This window comes from Citrobacter sp. Cpo221, from assembly GCF_030332345.1.
In the GTDB taxonomy this organism is placed as follows: domain Bacteria; phylum Pseudomonadota; class Gammaproteobacteria; order Enterobacterales; family Enterobacteriaceae; genus Citrobacter; species Citrobacter portucalensis.
In genome coordinates, this window is the sequence record NZ_JAOWIA010000033.1 from 183284 (window position 1) to 201901 (window position 18618).

An 18618-nucleotide genomic window follows, 5' to 3' on the forward strand; every position below is an offset into this window, starting at 1 on the left:
GCGAACGATGGGTATAACGTTACCCCATCAGCATCCAGGTAGCCGGCACAGCAGCAACAAGCAGCAGGCCGATCAGCGCCATCTCCTGGCGTTTTAATACGTTTTCATGCGTGTGCGTTTTACGGGCATAAAGGAAAACCAACAGCCCTGGCGCATACAACACCACAGACAGCAACAGATGCATCGGACCTGACGCATACAATAACCATATGCCATAAATACTCGCGCCGATACCGACAGCCTTATGAATTGGACGGGTGGCAATTTTTAACAGAAATGCGCCGACCAGCAAATAGGGCACCAGAATCATCTCTGAGGCGATAGTCAGTAACGTATTGTAGTCGGAGCCTGTGAGCCAGATTAGCACAAGGCAGATTTGTACACAGATGTTGGTTAGCCACAGCGATGCCGATGGCGCACCCTGTGCATTCTGTCGCGCAAAAATACGCGGAAACGCTTTGTGCGTGGAGGCGAGGAACGGCACTTCCGCCGCCATAATCGTCCAGCTTAAATAGGCCCCGCACACGGAAACAATCAGACCCGCAGCAATAATAATTTCGCCCCATGGCCCCATCATTTTAACCATCAGACCGGCCATTGATGGATTGCGGATCTCCGCCAGTTCTGGCCGTGCGACAACCCCGAGAGATAGCAGGGTGACTAACAGGTAAACGCCCAGTGCGGCGAGTACAGCCAACAGCGTGGCGCGACCTACATCGCGTTTATTTCTGGCGCGGGCAGATACCACCACCGCGCCTTCCACACCGATGAAAACCCACAGGGTGATGAGCATGGTATTTTTGACCTGCTCCCAGACAGGCACGCCCAACGCGACGCCGGTAAAATCGAGAGTAAAGGTGTCGAGCTTGAACAGCATGAACGCCAGCACGATAAACAGGCCTAGCGGCAGTAGTTTTGCCAGAGTAGCAACCAGGTTAATGCTGGCCGCGGTTTGTACTCCCCGCAACACCAGAAAATGGACTATCCATAACAGTACCGATGCGCCGACAATCGACTGCCAGGTATTACCGTCGCCGAACAGACGTAATTCTGGTGTGTCGGTAAAGAAACTGAGCGCAGAGAAGACAATGACCAGATACGAAACGTTAGCGATAACAGCGCACAGCCAATATCCCCACGCGGAGCAGAAGCCAATCAGTTCGCCGAAACCTTCACGCGCATAAGTAAAGATACCGCCATCCAGTTCAGGACGGATACGCGTCAGGATCAGCATGGCAAAGGCGAGCAAAAGGATACCCGCACCGGTAATCGCCCAACCAATCAGTAATGCAGCCGGGCTGGCTACTGCCGCCATATTTTGTGGCAGGCTGAAAACGCCAGCGCCGAGCATTGAGCTTAAAACCAGCGCGGTCAGTGCGCTCAGACCCAATTTCTTTTCCATTTGTATCCAGTTACAAAAACGAGAGTGAGAGAATAATTATTTTGGCAAACCGCATAAAAATGGTGAAAGCCACTAAGGCGCGGGATTTTACGGAGAGAAGAGAACGCATGCAATGGGGATAGAGAGATTTGTGACTAATAGTGTGAAAAGTTGTCTTAATACTGCTGTTTTTGTTTTGCCTGGGAACTGAAACGCGGAAAATTATCAGGTCTACAAGGGCTGTAGACCTGATAAGGCATTGGGTATTACTTATACAGATCGGCGCTGATCGTCACGTTGTTACCACGTTCTGACCACTGGCGGGTAATGTGATAGTACTTCGCACCTTTCTTCGCTGCGCGTTTTGCTACCTGATAAGAGACTTCCGTCATGTTGCCGTAGTTACCGGTGAACTTGATGCTGTCGAACGGTACCATCATGGCGGCGGTCGCTTTGTTCAGCTCTTCAACTTTGGTTCCATCCGGTAGCGTGACAGTGTAACGTCCGCCTTTGGTGGATTGCGTTTCGAAGAAGCGGCCAACTTCAGCACTCGGAGAAGCGGTAGTTGCTACGCCCGGGATCTCAACTTTCTTCGCGGCTTCGCCACCTGCTGCTAATGCGGCACGACCAGCATCTGAATCTGCTGGGATCGCATCAGGGCTTTGTACAATGCGTTTTTTCGCATCAGCTTTATAGATGAATGCAGTAATACGCTGGTTGCCGCCCTGGTTGGCATCGACCTGACGCACGATATAGAAGGAGTAAGCACCTTTCTCTTTCGCTGCTTTGGTGATGGCATCGTTTACTTCAGGCTGGCTACGGTAGAAACCTTGCACTGTAACGGTGTCGTAAGGTTCTATCAGAACGGCCTGATCTTTTGGCAATTCCATAACGCCGTTAATGACACGGTTTTTTGACGCTTCCGCTTTTTCAGCGTCGGCTTTATAGACGTCGGCAACAACGCGCCAGTTACCGCCGCTGCCAAAATCTGAGGTATCAACAACATAAAAGGAGGCTGCACCGTCTTTATCTGCACGGCGCGAAACGGCAGCAACCGCATCACCGATAGCATTAAAACGACCGGTGACCACAATGCGGTCATAGGGTTTCAGGGCAGCCGCTTGCTCCGGCGTCAATTCTGTCGCTGCATTTACAGAAAAAGCAGTCGCAGAAATTAGTGCGGACGCCAGGAGAGTGTTCTTAAGCTTCATAAAAATAATCCTTCGCCTTGCGCAAACCAGGTACTGGTATTGTTATTGACTAGAAACGTCGCTGATTATTGCATTTAAATTGTGTCAGTGTCTGCGTCATTTTTCACTCATCGTGTCACGTTAGGTAACAACAGCGATAACATTTTGTGATATGCCGAAAATTTCGGCGTTTGGTGACCAAAACTGATAAAGCAGTTGAATTTCATAAGTTAATTTAATGTTAATCAATTGTTTTTGACAGGTAGGTAATCATGTTTTGCCGCTTCGCTTGAGCGAATTATCAGCCTTTGTGGGCTATTTTTAGGGCATTTTATCTGTCTGAGGTTCGATTCATCTCTATTTCGCGAATTTCATAATAAATACTGTTTTTTGGCGCTAGATCACAGGCGTCATTTTCAGTAGGTTATACAGAGTTTGTTACTGTTTTATTTTATTGAGGTAACACTGACCTCTCTCGAGAGTGCGCGCATGCCTCGTGCGAACATTGATAAACCATCATCATAATTACAGATGGAAGGGAACATTATGCGAATTGGCATACCAAGAGAACGGTTAACCAATGAAACCCGCGTTGCAGCCACGCCGAAGACGGTTGAGCAGCTGCTTAAACTGGGTTTCAGCGTCGCGGTTGAAAGCGGTGCAGGTCAACTGGCGAGTTTTGACGATAAGGCGTTTGTACAAGCAGGCGCAGAAATTGTTGATGAAAATGCAGTCTGGCAGTCAGAGATCATCCTGAAGGTCAATGCGCCGGAGGAGGCGGAAATTCCGTTACTCAATCCGGGCACGACGCTGGTGAGTTTTCTTTGGCCCGCGCAAAACCCTGAACTGTTGCAAAAGCTTGCAGAGCGCAACGTGACAGTTATGGCGATGGACTCTGTGCCGCGTATTTCACGCGCACAGTCGCTGGATGCCTTAAGCTCGATGGCGAACATCGCCGGGTATCGCGCTATTGTTGAAGCTGCACATGAATTCGGTCGCTTCTTCACCGGCCAGATCACCGCCGCAGGCAAGGTTCCACCTGCCAAGGTCATGGTGATTGGTGCGGGGGTGGCTGGTCTTGCGGCGATCGGTGCGGCAAACAGCCTGGGCGCTATCGTGCGTGCTTTTGATACCCGTCCGGAAGTGAAGGAACAGGTGCAGAGTATGGGCGCAGAGTTCCTTGAACTGGACTTTAAAGAAGAAGCGGGCAGCGGCGATGGCTATGCCAAAGTGATGTCCGAAGCGTTCATCAAAGCCGAAATGGAACTCTTCGCCGCGCAGGCGAAAGACGTCGACATTATCGTTACCACTGCGCTGATCCCGGGCAAACCGGCCCCGAAACTGATCACCCGTGAAATGGTCGATTCGATGAAAGCGGGCAGCGTAATTGTCGATCTTGCCGCGCAAAACGGCGGTAACTGCGAATATACCGTGCCTAATCAGGTAACCACCACCGAGAACGGGGTGAAGGTTATCGGCTATACCGACCTGCCTGGCCGTTTGCCAACGCAATCTTCCCAGTTGTACGGCACGAACCTCGTCAACCTGCTCAAACTGTTGTGCAAAGAGAAAGACGGCAATATCACCGTCGATTTTGACGACGTGGTTGTGCGTGGTGTCACGGTGGTTCGCGAGGGTGAAATCACCTGGCCTGCGCCGCCGATCCAGGTTTCTGCTCAGCCGCAGGCAGCGCCAAAAGCCGCACCTGCGCCGAAAGAAGAGAAAAAACCTGTCTCTCCGTGGCGCAAATATGCGCTGATGGCGCTGGTAGTGATTTTGTTTGGCTGGCTCGCCGACGTCGCGCCGAAAGAGTTCCTTGGTCACTTTACGGTGTTCGCGCTTTCCTGCGTGGTGGGTTACTACGTGGTCTGGAATGTGTCACATGCGTTGCATACTCCGCTGATGTCTGTGACTAACGCCATCTCGGGGATTATCGTGGTTGGGGCGTTATTGCAAATTGGCCAGGGTGGCTGGGTGAGTTTCCTGAGCTTTATCGCGGTGCTTATTGCCAGCATTAATATTTTCGGTGGCTTCACCGTGACTCAGCGCATGCTGAAAATGTTCCGGAAAAACTAAGGGGTAACATATGTCTGGAGGATTAGTTACAGCTGCATACATTGTTGCCGCGATCCTGTTTATTTTTAGTCTGGCGGGGCTTTCGAAACACGAAACCTCTCAGCAGGGTAACAACTACGGCATCGCCGGGATGGCGATTGCGCTGATTGCCACGATATTTGGTCCGGATACCGGCAACGTTGCGTGGATCCTGGTGGCGATGATCATTGGCGGCGTGATTGGTATTCGTCTGGCGAAGAAAGTCGAAATGACCGAGATGCCGGAGCTGGTGGCAATTCTGCACAGCTTCGTCGGTCTGGCTGCGGTACTGGTGGGTTTCAACAGCTACCTGTATCACGATACGGGCCTGGAACCGATTCTGGTGAACATTCACCTGACGGAAGTGTTCCTGGGTATCTTCATCGGTGCGGTAACCTTTACCGGTTCCGTGGTGGCCTTTGGCAAACTGCGCGGCAAGATCTCCTCTAAACCGCTGATGCTGCCGAATCGTCACAAAATGAACCTGGCGGCGCTGGTTGTTTCTTTCCTGCTGCTGGTGGTGTTTGTTCGTACCGAAAGCGTGGGCCTGCAGGTATTGGCGCTGCTGGTGATGACCATTATTGCACTGGCCTTTGGCTGGCATCTGGTGGCCTCCATCGGCGGTGCGGATATGCCGGTCGTTGTGTCAATGCTTAACTCCTATTCAGGATGGGCGGCGGCGGCGGCGGGCTTTATGCTGAGCAACGATCTGCTGATCGTTACCGGTGCGCTGGTCGGTTCTTCTGGTGCGATCCTGTCTTACATTATGTGTAAGGCGATGAACCGTTCATTCTTCAGCGTTATTGCGGGTGGCTTTGGTTCTGACGGTTCTTCTACCGGGTCTGATGAGGAAGTGGGTGAACATCGTGAGATTACAGCGGAAGACACAGCAGAAATGCTGAAGAACTCCCACTCCGTGATCATCACCCCGGGCTACGGCATGGCAGTGGCTCAGGCACAGTATCCGGTGGCGGAAATCACTGAGAAACTGCGCGCGCGCGGCATCAAAGTGCGTTTTGGTATTCACCCGGTAGCAGGGCGCTTGCCAGGTCATATGAACGTGCTGCTGGCGGAAGCCAAAGTACCTTATGACATCGTGCTGGAAATGGATGAGATCAACGATGATTTCGCCGATACCGATACCGTACTGGTTATTGGTGCCAACGACACGGTAAACCCGGCGGCGCAGGATGACCCGCGCAGCCCAATCGCCGGCATGCCGGTACTGGAAGTGTGGAAAGCGCAGAACGTCATCGTGTTCAAACGTTCGATGAACACCGGCTATGCAGGTGTGCAGAACCCGCTGTTCTTTAAAGATAACACCCATATGCTGTTTGGTGATGCCAAAGCCAGCGTGGATGCGATCCTGAAAGCGCTGTAATTGCCAGTAAAAGTAAGACGGCCTCTGCGGAGGCCGTTTTTTTAAACATCCAGTTTACGCTGGGTGATCCATTCCACACGAGCCGGATCGCGATGCGAGAAGAACGCGCTGGTTCCGCTGTCCATCGCGGCAATTTGCGTCATCTCTTCCGCCGTTAGGGCAAAGTCCAGCACCTGAATATTCTCGGCCATCCGTGCTTTACGCACGGTTTTCGCCAGCGAAATAATCCCACGTTGATAAATCCAGCGCAGCACGACTTGACCAACGCTTTTGCCATATTTTTCACCAATAGCCGATAAGACTGGGTTCTGAAACAGGTCATTGCGTCCTTCAGCGAACGGTGCCCAGGCTTGCGGTTGAATATTCCGGCTCTGCATCCAGGCTACTGCATGCGGCTGCTGATGAAAAGGATTCACCTCAATTTGGTTAACGGCTGGGATAATGCGATTGAAAGCGATTAAATCCGCCAGACGATCCGGATGAAAGTTACTCACGCCAATCGCGCGGATTTTCCCTTCTTCATATAATTCTTCCATCGCACGCCAGGCACCGTGCACATCGCCATAGGGCTGATGAATCAAATAAAGGTCAATATAATCCAGTTGAAGCCGTTGCAGAGAACGTGCGAATTGCGCCTTTGCGCCTGCATAGTTGGTATCTTGTAACCACAGTTTGGTAGTCACAAAAAGCGCCTCGCGGGGGACTCCGCTTTGCTTAAGTGCGTTGCCGACCTGAGTTTCATTCTGGTAAGAGGCTGCGGTATCAATCAGGCGATATCCTGTGTCAATGGCATCACGTACGGCTTGCTCACATTCGGTGGCATCGGTCATTTGATAAACGCCAAATCCGAGTAGGGGCATCTCAACACCGTTATTCAGAACTGTTGTATTCATAGGGTTCTCCCGAGCATCATCGTTGTATTGGCTGCAGATTAGCAAATCTGCGTTGATACGATTAGTCGGTGAAATTCGCATGGACCTATGAGTAGAATTCATTTCTGGAAAGTAATTGTTGGAAGTCAGTCACAAAATATGACGCATATGATTTCACCATTCATGATTGTAATTCATAAACTCATGCGGTTTTAGCCGTCTAATCAGAGCAATACGTTGTAGATATACTGCGACCTGACTTTTTAGAACATGACAGGGCACTATGCGTACACGTGAACATGCCTCGCCGGTAACTACCGCAAGCCAGACCGGTCTTACTTTTATTCTGATCCTCAGTGGCCTGATGGCCTTTACATCGCTTTCTACCGATATTTATCTTCCAGCAATGCCGACGATGGCCGAGGATTTACATGGCAATGTTGAGCTGACGATTACTGGTTTCTTAATTGGTTTTACTATCGCACAGTTGATTTGGGGGCCGATTAGCGATCATATGGGGCGGCGTAAGCCGCTGTTTATCGGCATGGTGCTATTTATCATTGGTTCCGCAGGGTGTGCGCTGTCTACAAGCATCACGCAAAATGTTTTCTGGCGGGTATTTCAGGCGCTTGGAGCCTGTACCGGGCCTATGCTGGCGCGAGCGATGATCCGCGATCTCTTTGCACGTACTCGTGCGGCGCAAATGCTCTCAACCCTGGTGTTGGTTATGGCGATTGCGCCAATCGCCGGACCGTTGATTGGCGGGCAAATTATTCGCCTGAGCACCTGGCACTCTATTTTTTGGCTGCTGGTGGTGATTGGTGCGCTGATGTTTATCTCCCTAAACTGGCTGCCCGAAACATTGCCGGAAGATAAACGGGTGAAAGCCTCTTTGGCTGGCGCATTTCGTAATTACCGTTCGTTGTTAACGAATGGGCGTTTTATGCGCTATACCCTGAGCCTGACGTTTTATTACGTCGGTGCGTACGCGTTTATTACCGGGTCACCGTTTGTTTATATTAGCTATTACCATGTTGATCCACAGCATTACGGCTGGTTGTTTGCGCTAAACATTATCGGTGTTATGGCGATGAGCGTGGTTAACCGCCGTCTGGTGCAACGGCACGCTCTGGAACAGCTGCTGAAATATGCGACGCTGCTGGCGGCGCTGGCTGCGGTTGTGCTTGCGCTGCTGGTTAAGCTGGAATCAGGTGGCGTCGTTGCCATTATCATCACTGTTTTTCTGTTTTTCTCGATGAATGGCATTATTGCTGCAACGTCGACTGCTGCGGCGTTGGATGCGGTACCGAACATTGCGGGTTCAGCTTCGGCGCTGATTGGCGCGTTGCAATATGGCAGCGGTATTATCTCATCGTTGCTGCTGGCCGCCTTCAGTGATGGCACGCCCTGGACCATGGCGTGGATAATAGCGTTATTTACGCTGTTAAGCGCCGTTTTGGCTTTTCGCGCGAAACGATAAAGGAAATGCCCCGCGATGGAGGGGCGAAAACTCATTCTTTGTTCAGATCGCTAAGCAGCACGGCAATGCTTTGACCGCCGTTGGTTTGCTCAAGCGCGATTTTCACGATGATGGTTAGCGGCACAGAAAGCAGCATCCCCACGGGACCGAGCAACCAGCCCCAGAAGATTAACGACAGAAATACTACCAGCGTGGACAGCCCCAGCCCGCGGCCCATGATCCGCGGCTCGAGGATATTCCCGAATACCAGGTTGATGACCAGATAGCCTGCCAGAACCACCAGCGCATCGTAAAGACCGCTGAATGCCAGCACCTGAGCAATAGGGGGAATGGCCGCCAATACAGAACCGATATTAGGGATGTAGTTCAGGGCGAAGGCCAGTAATCCCCAGACAAAGGCAAAGCGCACATCCAATGCAGCAAGCATGCCCCAGGCGACCAACCCGGTCACAATGCTGATTGCCGTTTTAAGCACCAGATAGTGGGAGACGCTGTCGATGGCGCGTTGAATCGCCGCCATACCTTCAATGGGGCGACTCATCATTTGTTTGAGTTTGTTGGGCAGTTGCGGTACTTCCAGCAGCATAAAAACTACCGTCAGTAGCAGTAAAAATATCGATGACATAGCATTTGAAAGCTGCGCCAGTAAATTGGTCACCAGCGTCATTGCCGCGTTCGGATCGATATATTTGACGAGTTCGTCCACGGAAACGCCGATCCCTGCGCGTTGTAACCATGGTTCAAGATTTTTCAGTGGGATAACCAGTGAAGAGCGATATTGCGGTAGCGTTCGCGCAAGTTCATTTAAGGATGTACCTAAATATGCCAACAGCAGCACCATTAACATTACAATAATAACGATAAGCAATGACACCGCAATTACGCGCGGTATGCGAAGCTTGACCATCCGCTGCACAACGGGATTGAGCACAACGGCTATAAATAACGCCAGAATAAAGGGGACGATGATATCTGCGGCAAAGCGAATACCGCTCAGGATGATAACCAGCATGCCCAGCATAATGACTATTTTTAGACCGTTAAGCGTGATGATCGGTTTCGCCATGTGTATTCCCGCATTTTTCATTTTTGAATCTGCATAATAATGTGATTTGCGTCGAGCCGTTATAACAAAAATCAAACGGGGCAGGTAAAGAAGTGAAAAGACTTTGAGTTCGTCTCGAAGCTATGATACAAATCATCTGTGTTTAACTACTGAGGACAATTATCATCCGCGATGATGAGAAGCAACACTGCGGATAATTGTAATATTATGGACAATATGTTCAGGATGTTTTTGCGTTTACCTACACTTCTTCGGACCTCCTCCACTTTCTTGCTTGCGGGTGAGCAACACTGGCGCAACGCGCTTTAGTCCCTTCTTCTGCCTGAGCTGGCGCTGTGCGCTTAGCTAACTAATTTTATTTTTTGGTTTACTGCATGCAGTAGGCCTAAAGGACTATATTCTCAAGCAGGAGAAGCATCATGTTTTACTGGATATTATTAGGTCTGGCCATCGCGGCTGAAATTACTGGCACGCTGTCAATGAAATGGGCAAGCGTCGGTCATGGTAATTCGGGCTTTATTTTAATGCTGGTAATGATCGCCTTATCGTATATTTTTCTCAGTTTCGCCGTTAAAAAAATTGCCCTTGGTGTGGCCTATGCCTTGTGGGAAGGTATCGGTATTTTATTTATTACGCTGTTTAGTGTGTTGTTATTTGACGAAACCTTGTCCACGATGAAAGTGGCTGGACTGGTCTCGCTGGTATTAGGCATTGTGCTGATCAAGTCTGGTACTCGAAAACCTGCCAAAACGAGCAAAGAGGTGACCCATGCAGCAGTTTGAGTGGGTTCATGGTGCCTGGCTTGGCATGGCCATCGTGCTGGAAATAGTCGCTAACGTCTTTTTGAAGTTTTCAGATGGATTTCGCCGCAAGATTTATGGCGTGCTGTCGCTGGCTGCCGTGTTAGCGGCCTTTAGCGCGCTGTCGCAGGCGGTAAAAGGTATTGACCTTTCTGTTGCCTACGCCTTGTGGGGCGGGTTTGGGATTGCCGCGACGTTAGCGGCTGGTTGGGTGTTGTTTGGTCAGCGCCTGAATAATAAAGGCTGGATTGGCGTGGCGCTGCTGCTGGCCGGAATGGTGATGATTAAACTTGCCTGATATCCGTGCTGCCCGTTAATGCGGGCAGCATGTGTTACTCCTTCGCCAACGCTTCCAACTTATCGCGAAAACCGGTCACGGATATGGCGCGATTATCGGCTCGCCAGCGATCTTTCGCCGCTGGAGCGGAGCTTTGTACGCCAATCAACTGCCAGCCTGAATCTGTCTTCAGCATCAACGGTGAACCGCTGTCGCCCGGGAGCGTGTCGCACTGGTGTGACAAGACGGTATTCTGCGCCCAGCCGGTCACTACACAATCCTGATGGGTGTACAAATCGTCCAGATGATCTTCCGGATAGCCCGACTGTGTGACTTTACGATCGGCGGTTTTCAGTGCCGCGGTTAACGCCGCTTTATCACCTTCGAATAACGGTAGGGGGGTGATCCCGGAAGGCGGGTAACGCAGCACCACCAGACCAAAATCCCATGGGGCAGCGGATGGCGGCACAATCCAGCCTTCGCCATCGGCTTTTAAACGCTTACCGAGTGAGGGATCAACCCGTCCTTCGATTCCATGGATTTCATAGCGCCAGACACCCTTTTTCGACACAAAGCGTAACGCGACGGCTTTATCCGGTTTGCCTTTCGGTGGGGCGAGCAAGCAGTGTCCGGCAGTCAGGGCCAGATGCGGTGAAATGAGCGTGGCGGTACACAGATTACCACTGGCTGTTTCCAGTTGTCCGATAGCGTCCCATGGTGATTGCGTTGGATCAGTCACTTTTGTGCGATCGTCATGACCAAAAAACAGCGTTTTTATGTTTTCTGCTTCAGCGGTGGTCGTTGCTGGCTGATCCGCATGCGCAACAACGGGAAAAAAACAAATTGAGCCCAGTAATACAGCAATGGTTTTATGCATATCACACTCTGGTGGGGAATTATGATTATAAACAGCAAACCCTCAGTTAATACTATAGACGGGACGGCGAGAAAGTGGGAGTAAAATCAGATAACTACACTCAGGAAAGATAAAAATGCATGGCGATGAGGGCGCAAATTATCAGAGTAATAAGAATGAACTCAAAGCGGTAATGTGACACCATTTTACCCTCCGAAAGGCGGCGCTACATCAGGTCGATCTAGCGCCGTATGCTATGGCGTGGGGGACGCCATAGTGACTACAAATGCGTTATGCTGCAGGTTGAGCTGCTGGTTTAGCGGTGTCGTGTTTTACGGCTTTTTTGGTGTGTTTTTTAGCGGCCTGAGCTTTCTGCTCTGGTGCTTTTTGTTCTGCTGCTGGCTTGGTTGCCGCTTTTTTGGTGTGTTTTTTAGCAGCCTGAGCTTTTTGCTCTGGCGCTTTTTGTTCTACAGCCGGTTTAGTGGTGGATTTTTTAGCGTGTTTCTTGGCAGCCTGCGCTTTCTGCGGCGCTGCTTTGTGCTGTTTTTTATGATGCGTGGTTTTTGCCGGCGCTGCTTTGGTGGTTGCAGCAGCAGTCGGAGCGGTAGTAGCAGTTGTCTCAGCAGCAAACGCGGCAGAAGACAGACCCATAGCAGCGGCAACAACCAGAGCTAATACTTTTTTCATTCTCATACCCTCGATTTGGTTTTTCATTCAACCCCACTGCGGGGCCGTTGAAATAACTATATCGCTGTAATCAGAGGGCTTCCGTGAGTCATTGGTTTCGGCGTGTAACGATATGTACAATGACTCACGGTATGAGATTACAAATAGCGGGTTTCCAGATGAGCGCGGAAATAACGGCTGCTGAGCGGTTCGCCGGTGGCCTGGGTAATAAGCTGTTCAGTGGTAAAACGGCTGCCATGCTGCCAGATGTTCTGACGTAGCCAGTCAAACAGGGGACCAAACTCACCTTGTGCAATAGACTGATTCAAATCAGGCAATGCGCGGTTAGCGGCACTGAACAACTGCGCCGCATACATGGCGCCCAGGGTATAGGAAGGGAAGTAGCCAAAGCCGCCATCGGTCCAGTGAATATCCTGCATACAGCCGTTACGATAGTTTCCGATCGTTGACAGCCCCAACCAGGACTGCATTTTTTCGTTCCACAATGCCGGGATATCATCCACTTCAATATCGCCATTAATAAGCGCACGTTCGATTTCATAACGCAGGATCACGTGAGCGGGATAGCTTACCTCGTCGGCATCAACACGGATAAACCCGGGCTTGACCTGCTGGTTCCAGGCGATGAAATTGCTTTCTTCAAACGCTGCCTGATCGCCAAAGTGGCGCGTTACAGTCGGAATCAACCGCATCAGAAAGGCTTTACTGCGTCCCAGCTGCATCTCAAAGAACAGACTCTGGGACTCATGAATGGCGGTTGAGCGTGCCAGAGCAATAGGTTGCCCAGACCAGCTGCGTGGCAGGTTTTGCTCATAGCGCGCATGACCGGTTTCATGGATCACGCCAAACAGTGCGCTGAGTAATTCGTTTTCATCATAGCGGGTGGTAATGCGAACATCTTCTGGTACGCCGCCACAGAAAGGATGAGCACTGATATCCAGCCGACCAGCGGTAAAGTCGAAACCTAGCTGTGCCATTGTTTCAAGACCCAGCTCTCGCTGTACAGCTGTTGGGAAGGGACCTACCGGGGCGATGAGCGACTGTTGAGACTGCTTTGCCACCACCTTGTTTAGCAGATCGGGCAGCCAGCTTTTAACGTCCGCGAAAAGGACATCCAACTGAGCGCTGGTCATTCCTGGTTCAAAGATGTCCAGTAGCGCGTCATACGGCGAACAACCTTTTGCTTCTGCGCGCAGTCGGGCTTCTTCGCGGCTATACTTCACAACCTCTTTCAGGTTTTCGGAAAATCCTTCCCAGTCATTAGCTGTTCGCTGGCTACGCCAGGCATGCTCACAGCGACTTCCCGCAAGAGATTTTGCTTCTACCAACGATTCGGGCAACAAGGATGCCTGGTGATGCAATCGCGACATTTCGCGCAGGTTCGCCTGTTCTACATCGTTGAGATCTTCCCGTTGCGCTGCGGCGATCCACGTTGCCACTTTCGGGTCAGTTAACAGTTGGTGTTCAAGCACGCTCAGCTCGGCCAACGCTTCGCCTCGGGCTTTACTGCCTCCTGGCGGCATCATGGTAAACATGTCCCAACTGGCGATTGCCGAGAGGTGGGAGAAGCGAGAGAGCCGCTGGAACGTGCGGGTGAGCTGATGGTAATTATCATTGTTACTCATTTTTTGTTCTCGTTCTGTTTAGGTGTGGTTAAGAAGTTTACCGTGATTCACTCACTTTTCATAAACACACCTTTGTACCCGGTTTTCCGTAACAGCTTTTTATAGCGAAAAGCCAGCAGAACCACAAAACAGATGGCGTAGATAATAGGGAGCGGTGATAACACTTTTACCGACCACAGATAATGCAGCGGTAGCAAAATGGCGGCCAGGTAGACGTAGTTGTGCAATGTTTGCCAGCGTTTGCCCATTTTACGCTGAGCGGCTTGTGTCGAGGTCAACGTCAACAGGAATAAGATAATCCAACCGGACATACCCAGCATTAGCCATGGGCGTAAAACCAGTTCACGACCCAACAATCCCAGGTTTTGTATACCCAGTTCCAGCAGAGCATAGCTGGTAATATGCAGTGTGGCCCATGCAAAGCACCATAAACCTAACAACCGCCGGGTACGAAATAACAAAGGCTGCTTTGCATAGCGTGCGAGCGGCGATACCAGCAGGGTAGCAAGCAAAAACTTCAGCGCGGTAATGCCCGTAAAGTGCTGGATATCTTTTCCCGGGTCGGCACCCAACCCGCCATGCTGCGCGGCCCAGAAGAGCCATAACAGGGGTAAAAAACCGGCGAGATGCAGCAGCACTTTCAGGCCGGTTATCTGTTTTGCAGTCAACCTCACTTAAAAATACTCCCGAAGATCCATGCCCTGATATAACGATGCCACCTCATCGGCATAACCATTAAAAGGTAACGTGGGCTGTCTCTGTACATCAAGAATGCCACCGGAACCGATAAAACGCTCAGTAGCCTGAGACCAGCGAGGGTGATCAACCTGCGGATTTACGTTGGCGTAAAATCCGTATTCATTTGGTGCTGACATATTCCAGGTCGTCGGCGGCTGCTCACGCGTCAGCTTAATACTGACTATCGATTTAATGCCCTTGAAGCCGTATTTCCAGGGTACGGTCAGGCGTATCGGCGCCCCGTTTTGCGGTGGCAATGCTTTGCCATATACGCCTACGGTGAGAAGTGTGAGTGGGTGCATAGCCTCATCCAACCGCAGACCTTCGACATAGGGATATTTCAACCCACCGCCAATAAAGCGGTCTTTCTGACCCGGCATTTCATCAGGGGCGTAGCGTGTTTCAAAAGCGACGTATTTGGCGTGACTGGTTGGCTCAACCAGCGCCAGTAATTTATGCAACGGAAAACCCACCCACGGCACAACCATCGACCAGGCCTCAACGCAACGCATCCGATAAATACGCTCTTCTAATGGAAAGCGTGTGGTCAGCGCATCATGATCCAAGGTTAAAGGTTTGTTGACCTCACCGCTGATGGTTAACGTCCAGGGATCGGTTTTCAGGCTACCGGCATTGGCGGCAGGATCGGCTTTATCCAGACCAAATTCGTAGAAATTGTTGTAGCCCGTCACCTTGTCTTCTGGCGTCAGTGACAGGCTGTTTTGCCAGCGCTCGGGCTTTGTGAACTCAAGCGCTTTGCCTGCGGGGGCCGGTGGACGATCGTTGCCTTTAAACCAATCCAGCAAATTAGCCTGTGTAGGGGAGGACAGCGTGGCCGCAGCAGCACCTATCCCAAGTGCTTTGAGGATCTGTCGTCGTTGCATAAAAAATACTGACTCGGCTGTAACATCTGCTTCCCGAAGTGGACGTTTTTTTAGCATGACTTTTCCTTCTTATTTTCATGTTAAGGAAAACAAGCGACGTTTCCCTGTTGATGTCTGACGTGTCTGTAACGACATACTGCGCGTATGCGTATCCCTGGATCCTCACGAAAAGTTAAAAATTTTGTGATAACTTCCGCCCCTTGCCTGAGGTAAGCTTTCAGCATGACGAGAGGGGGATGACACTGATGGCAGGCGCGAAAAAGATATTTTTGGTGGAAGATGACAGCGATATTGCCTCACTTTTGCAGCTTAGCCTGAAGGATGAGGGTTACGAGATTGTTCATGAGGCGGACGGCACGCGAGCGCTTGAACAACTGGAGCAACACGTCTGGGATGCCGTTATCCTCGATTTGATGCTGCCGGGTGTCGACGGGCTGGAGATTTGCCGTCGCATTCGCCAAATGAGTTTTTATTTGCCCGTCATTATCATCAGCGCCCGCACCAGCGAAACACACCGTGTTTTGGGGCTGGAAATGGGCGCCGATGATTATCTGGCCAAACCTTTCTCGGTGCTGGAGTTGATGGCCCGGGTGAAGGCGTTGTTTCGCCGTCAGGAAGCAATGAGTCAGAACCTGCGTATGGAGGCGGGGATTATCACCGTTCATGGCGTAGAGATTGACCCATTAGCCCGGGAAGTCCGGCTGCATGGTAAATCCCTCGATTTAACGCCGCGCGAATTCGATCTGCTCTATTTTTTCGCCCGTCATCCAGGCGAGGTCTTTTCGCGTCAGGCGCTGTTAGATCAGGTGTGGGGCTACCAGCATGAAGGGTATGAGCATACGGTGAACAGTCATATTAATCGCCTGCGGACCAAAATTGAAAAGGATGCTGCGGAGCCGGAAATTATTCTCACGGTTTGGGGACGAGGCTATAAGCTTGCTGCGGTTAACGCGGAGCATCAGCCATGATTTATCGCCTGTCGCTGAGCCAGCGTCTGACCCTCGTCTTTACCTCCATTATGCTGATTTGTGCGGTTACCGTCAGTGTTGTCCAGATCCGCAGCAGTAAACAGTATGGTGACGCCATGGTGCAAAGGCTCTCGCTGGAGCTGGCGAGCAAGATTGTCAAAAGTGAGTCGCTTATTGATACCAGCGGGCAGATTAATCGCCAGACCTTAAAAGGATTGTTTAATCACCTGATGACGCTCAACCCCAGCGTGGAGCTGTATCTGATTTCACCATCAGGTGAAATACTTGCTGATGCTGCACCGCCCGGGCATATCCAGCGGCAGAAAATTAGCGTGCAGCCGATCCAGGATTTCCTTAACTCAGATGCGTTGCCCGTCTATGGCAACGATCCGCGTAGCAGCCAGCAAAAGGTATTCAGCGCAGCGCCGGTTTTATATAACGGTGAGCTACATGGCTATTTGTACATTATTCTGCAGGGTGAAGACCTGAATATGCTGGCGAATACCGCCTGGCAAAAAACGCTCTGGAATACCGTGGCCTGGACGTTAATACTGGTTTTATTAGCTGGTGCAATCGCTGGATTCCTGGTGTGGCGATGGGTGACGAATCCAGTGAAAAGGCTGACTGGGCAGGTGGTCAAACTGGAACAGGACAGCATTAGCGTCATCAAACAGCTGGCGCAAAAAAATCCCGAACCGGTACCGGAGAATGAAATAGCGCTGCTGAACAATGCGTTTATCGAGTTAGCGCAGAAAATTGCCCAGCAGTGGGATTTATTAGCAGACAGCGATCGTCAGCGCAGAGAGTTTATTGCCAATATTTCGCACGATTTACGCACGCCGTTGACTTCACTGTTGGGGTATCTGGAAATGCTGTCGCTGAAAGCCGATACGATGACGCCTGAGGAAAACCGGCATTATCTTAGCATCGCGCTGCGCCAGGGGCATAAAGTTCGCCATCTGTCACAACAGCTGTTTGAGCTGGCAAGGCTGGAGCATGGCGGTATAAAACCGCAGCGTGAACGTTTTGCTATTGGTGAATTGATCCAGGACGTGGCACAGAAATTTGATCTCCCTGTTGCCACGCGTCATTTGCAGTTGCACCTTGACGTAACGGGGCCGTTACCGCTGGTGAATGCCGATTTATCGATGATAGAAAGAGTCGTGACGAATTTGCTGGATAATGCTATCCGTCATACGCCTGACGGAGGCGAAGTACGGCTAAAAGTCTGGCGTGATGAAGACCGTTTATTAGCCGAAGTGCAGGACAGTGGGCCAGGGGTAGAAGAAGCTGTGCGAGAAGTATTGTTTCAGCGCCCGACCGCGTTAATTCCCCGTGAGCAGCGGGCTGAGCGCGGCGGTCTGGGCTTACTGATCGTGCGTAGAATGCTCGAGCTGCATGGAGGGGATATCCATCTGGTTAGCTCAACGGCAGGGGCTTGCTTCCGTTTCTCGTTGCCGCTGGCGGATTCTCCTCTGAGTAGCTGACGGTGAAATTCCGGAGTAAAGAGGGTTTTGGCATTGTACCCATGGGCATTGCGTAAAAGTTGGTAGGTTGTCAGTGATAATGAGAATTTTTATCATACATAGGTAATTCATCAACTTATCTTCGATGAGCGCAAGGAGATCGTATGTCACAGGATGCCGACAACCTGTATATCGCCAGGACCAAAGCAGTTGCTGGCTGCTTTTCAATGTTTTTACTGATGTTTGGCCTCACGTTTACCCCGTTGTTTTTCCCCGCGAGTCAGGACCTGCTTGCCAAAGGGTTACTTTTTCCGCTGCTGTTTGCGCTGGAATTTGTTGTGCTGGTTCCGCTGTATTATTTCTTCTTTAGAAAAAGAGAGGGACTGGGCAAAGGCATTTTCAACGCCAGGTGGTTTGCCATTTTGTTCGCGGCGCTGCTGTTTATTCAGCTTATCCTGCCATTGATTTTGGGTCTCAGACAAACTGAAGCGTGGGTGACCAGCCAAATATCCTTAAGTAGTTATGCGTTGTGGTTATCTACGTTGACCCTGATATTTATCGCGCCAGTTTATGAAGAAATTGTTTTCAGAGGCTGTTTATTCAACGCGTTCCAGTACTGGTTCAATAATAAAACCTGGCTGTCGTCAGTGGTGGTATCGGTCATTTTTGCCATCATGCATACGCAGTATGTGGATCTACGCACGTTGCTGATGTTGTTTCTTGTGTCGCAGGTGTTGATCCTGGCCAGACTGAAAAGCAACGGTCTGTTGATGCCAATTTTGCTGCATATAGTGATGAACGGGACGGTTGTTGCTCTGCAGATGGCGGCTCAGACGTTACAGCCAGGGTGATG

Annotated in this window: 19 protein-coding genes; 9 read left to right on the plus strand and 10 right to left on the minus strand. The window is 50.8% G+C overall.

The genetic code is table 11. The features are described 5' to 3' along the window. Positions 1-19: 19 nt before the first annotated feature. Positions 20-1402 carry an amino acid permease gene (locus tag OGY72_RS05410; protein WP_126957135.1) on the minus strand — a complete coding sequence of 461 codons (1383 nt, stop codon included), beginning with the start codon at positions 1400-1402 and terminating at the stop codon, positions 20-22. Between the two features lie 245 nt (positions 1403-1647). Further along, positions 1648-2592 (minus strand): DUF1471 family protein YdgH, encoded by a 945-nt coding sequence (gene ydgH / locus OGY72_RS05415; protein WP_003832856.1) that lies wholly within the window; start codon positions 2590-2592, stop codon positions 1648-1650. Positions 2593-3117: 525 nt separating this feature from the next. Between ydgH and pntA the strand changes: the two genes are divergently transcribed. Beyond that, positions 3118-4647 (plus strand): Re/Si-specific NAD(P)(+) transhydrogenase subunit alpha, encoded by a 1530-nt coding sequence (pntA, locus tag OGY72_RS05420; RefSeq protein ID WP_003832858.1) that lies wholly within the window; start codon positions 3118-3120, stop codon positions 4645-4647. A gap of 10 nt (positions 4648-4657) precedes the next feature. Beyond that, on the plus strand, positions 4658-6046 hold the full coding sequence (pntB, locus tag OGY72_RS05425) for a Re/Si-specific NAD(P)(+) transhydrogenase subunit beta (protein ID WP_286547248.1): 1389 nt from the start codon (positions 4658-4660) through the stop codon (positions 6044-6046). Positions 6047-6087: 41 nt separating this feature from the next. Here the strand turns inward: pntB and OGY72_RS05430 are convergent, their stop codons facing one another. Next, positions 6088-6939, minus strand: a complete 852-nt coding sequence (locus OGY72_RS05430) for an aldo/keto reductase (RefSeq protein ID WP_286547250.1) — start codon at positions 6937-6939, stop codon at positions 6088-6090. 262 nt (positions 6940-7201) lie between these two features. Here OGY72_RS05430 and OGY72_RS05435 point away from each other — a divergent pair, with 262 nt between their 5' ends. Then, on the plus strand, positions 7202-8398 hold the full coding sequence (locus tag OGY72_RS05435) for a multidrug effflux MFS transporter (RefSeq protein ID WP_286547252.1): 1197 nt from the start codon (positions 7202-7204) through the stop codon (positions 8396-8398). A 31-nt stretch (positions 8399-8429) separates the two neighbouring features. Here the strand turns inward: OGY72_RS05435 and OGY72_RS05440 are convergent, their stop codons facing one another. Then, positions 8430-9464, minus strand: a complete 1035-nt coding sequence (locus tag OGY72_RS05440) for an AI-2E family transporter (RefSeq protein WP_003832866.1) — start codon at positions 9462-9464, stop codon at positions 8430-8432. A 171-nt stretch (positions 9465-9635) separates the two neighbouring features. Between OGY72_RS05440 and OGY72_RS24880 the strand changes: the two genes are divergently transcribed. From OGY72_RS24880 to mdtI, 3 genes are all read left to right on the plus strand, one after another. Beyond that, complete coding sequence (locus OGY72_RS24880; protein WP_153687216.1) at positions 9636-9773, plus strand: protein YdgV; 138 nt, start codon at positions 9636-9638, stop codon at positions 9771-9773. 107 nt (positions 9774-9880) lie between these two features. Continuing rightward, a complete protein-coding gene (mdtJ, locus tag OGY72_RS05445) occupies positions 9881-10246 on the plus strand; it encodes a multidrug/spermidine efflux SMR transporter subunit MdtJ (protein WP_162623449.1) in 366 nt (121 codons plus the stop codon). After that, positions 10233-10562: a multidrug/spermidine efflux SMR transporter subunit MdtI gene (mdtI, locus tag OGY72_RS05450; protein WP_003832870.1), complete on the plus strand. Its 330-nt coding sequence runs from the start codon at positions 10233-10235 to the stop codon at positions 10560-10562. The genes mdtJ and mdtI overlap by 14 nt, the downstream gene beginning before the upstream one ends. A 34-nt stretch (positions 10563-10596) precedes the next feature. On the opposite strand, the gene OGY72_RS05455 is transcribed toward mdtI, so the two are convergent. The 6 genes from OGY72_RS05455 to msrP form a co-directional block, all read right to left on the minus strand. Next, positions 10597-11418 carry a trypsin-like serine peptidase gene (locus OGY72_RS05455; RefSeq protein ID WP_148362003.1) on the minus strand — a complete coding sequence of 274 codons (822 nt, stop codon included), beginning with the start codon at positions 11416-11418 and terminating at the stop codon, positions 10597-10599. A gap of 100 nt (positions 11419-11518) precedes the next feature. Continuing rightward, complete coding sequence (gene ydgU, locus OGY72_RS24885) at positions 11519-11602, minus strand: small membrane protein YdgU (protein ID WP_049259791.1); 84 nt, start codon at positions 11600-11602, stop codon at positions 11519-11521. An 86-nt stretch (positions 11603-11688) separates the two neighbouring features. Continuing rightward, positions 11689-12084, minus strand: coding sequence for an acid resistance repetitive basic protein Asr (gene asr / locus OGY72_RS05460; RefSeq protein WP_048214236.1), 396 nt, complete (start codon positions 12082-12084; stop codon positions 11689-11691). A 137-nt stretch (positions 12085-12221) separates the two neighbouring features. Next, the gene (locus OGY72_RS05465; RefSeq protein ID WP_286547259.1) at positions 12222-13709 is read right to left on the minus strand and encodes a carboxypeptidase M32; all 1488 of its coding nucleotides are present in this window, start codon (positions 13707-13709) and stop codon (positions 12222-12224) included. Positions 13710-13756: 47 nt separating this feature from the next. Next, positions 13757-14383 (minus strand): protein-methionine-sulfoxide reductase heme-binding subunit MsrQ, encoded by a 627-nt coding sequence (gene msrQ, locus OGY72_RS05470; protein WP_286547261.1) that lies wholly within the window; start codon positions 14381-14383, stop codon positions 13757-13759. After that, entirely contained in the window at positions 14384-15388 is a 1005-nt protein-coding gene (msrP, locus tag OGY72_RS05475) for a protein-methionine-sulfoxide reductase catalytic subunit MsrP (RefSeq protein WP_003832879.1), read from the minus strand. Between the two features lie 188 nt (positions 15389-15576). Here msrP and OGY72_RS05480 point away from each other — a divergent pair, with 188 nt between their 5' ends. The 3 genes from OGY72_RS05480 (at position 15577) to OGY72_RS05490 (ending at position 18616) form a co-directional block, all read left to right on the plus strand. After that, the gene (locus OGY72_RS05480) at positions 15577-16299 is read left to right on the plus strand and encodes a winged helix-turn-helix domain-containing protein (protein ID WP_148362675.1); all 723 of its coding nucleotides are present in this window, start codon (positions 15577-15579) and stop codon (positions 16297-16299) included. Beyond that, positions 16296-17786 carry a sensor histidine kinase gene (locus OGY72_RS05485; RefSeq protein ID WP_063941572.1) on the plus strand — a complete coding sequence of 497 codons (1491 nt, stop codon included), beginning with the start codon at positions 16296-16298 and terminating at the stop codon, positions 17784-17786. The genes OGY72_RS05480 and OGY72_RS05485 overlap by 4 nt, the downstream gene beginning before the upstream one ends. A gap of 143 nt (positions 17787-17929) precedes the next feature. After that, on the plus strand, positions 17930-18616 hold the full coding sequence (locus OGY72_RS05490) for a CPBP family intramembrane glutamic endopeptidase (RefSeq protein WP_003832885.1): 687 nt from the start codon (positions 17930-17932) through the stop codon (positions 18614-18616). Positions 18617-18618: the final 2 nt, after the last annotated feature.

Coding starts and splice junctions, on each gene's coding strand:
- pntA (WP_003832858.1), top strand. CDS start 3,118: ATGCGAATTGGCATACCAAGAGAACGGTTAACCAATGAAACCCGCGTT.
- OGY72_RS05435 (WP_286547252.1), top strand. CDS start 7,202: ATGCGTACACGTGAACATGCCTCGCCGGTAACTACCGCAAGCCAGACC.
- OGY72_RS05490 (WP_003832885.1), top strand. CDS start 17,930: ATGTCACAGGATGCCGACAACCTGTATATCGCCAGGACCAAAGCAGTT.
- ydgH (WP_003832856.1), bottom strand. CDS start 2,592: ATGAAGCTTAAGAACACTCTCCTGGCGTCCGCACTAATTTCTGCGACT.
- OGY72_RS05455 (WP_148362003.1), bottom strand. CDS start 11,418: ATGCATAAAACCATTGCTGTATTACTGGGCTCAATTTGTTTTTTTCCC.
- OGY72_RS05430 (WP_286547250.1), bottom strand. CDS start 6,939: ATGAATACAACAGTTCTGAATAACGGTGTTGAGATGCCCCTACTCGGA.
- OGY72_RS05410 (WP_126957135.1), bottom strand. CDS start 1,402: ATGGAAAAGAAATTGGGTCTGAGCGCACTGACCGCGCTGGTTTTAAGC.
- pntB (WP_286547248.1), top strand. CDS start 4,658: ATGTCTGGAGGATTAGTTACAGCTGCATACATTGTTGCCGCGATCCTG.
- OGY72_RS05440 (WP_003832866.1), bottom strand. CDS start 9,464: ATGGCGAAACCGATCATCACGCTTAACGGTCTAAAAATAGTCATTATG.
- OGY72_RS05485 (WP_063941572.1), top strand. CDS start 16,296: ATGATTTATCGCCTGTCGCTGAGCCAGCGTCTGACCCTCGTCTTTACC.
- ydgU (WP_049259791.1), bottom strand. CDS start 11,602: ATGGTGTCACATTACCGCTTTGAGTTCATTCTTATTACTCTGATAATT.
- OGY72_RS24880 (WP_153687216.1), top strand. CDS start 9,636: ATGATGAGAAGCAACACTGCGGATAATTGTAATATTATGGACAATATG.
- OGY72_RS05465 (WP_286547259.1), bottom strand. CDS start 13,709: ATGAGTAACAATGATAATTACCATCAGCTCACCCGCACGTTCCAGCGG.
- asr (WP_048214236.1), bottom strand. CDS start 12,084: ATGAAAAAAGTATTAGCTCTGGTTGTTGCCGCTGCTATGGGTCTGTCT.
- mdtI (WP_003832870.1), top strand. CDS start 10,233: ATGCAGCAGTTTGAGTGGGTTCATGGTGCCTGGCTTGGCATGGCCATC.
- OGY72_RS05480 (WP_148362675.1), top strand. CDS start 15,577: ATGGCAGGCGCGAAAAAGATATTTTTGGTGGAAGATGACAGCGATATT.
- msrP (WP_003832879.1), bottom strand. CDS start 15,388: ATGCTAAAAAAACGTCCACTTCGGGAAGCAGATGTTACAGCCGAGTCA.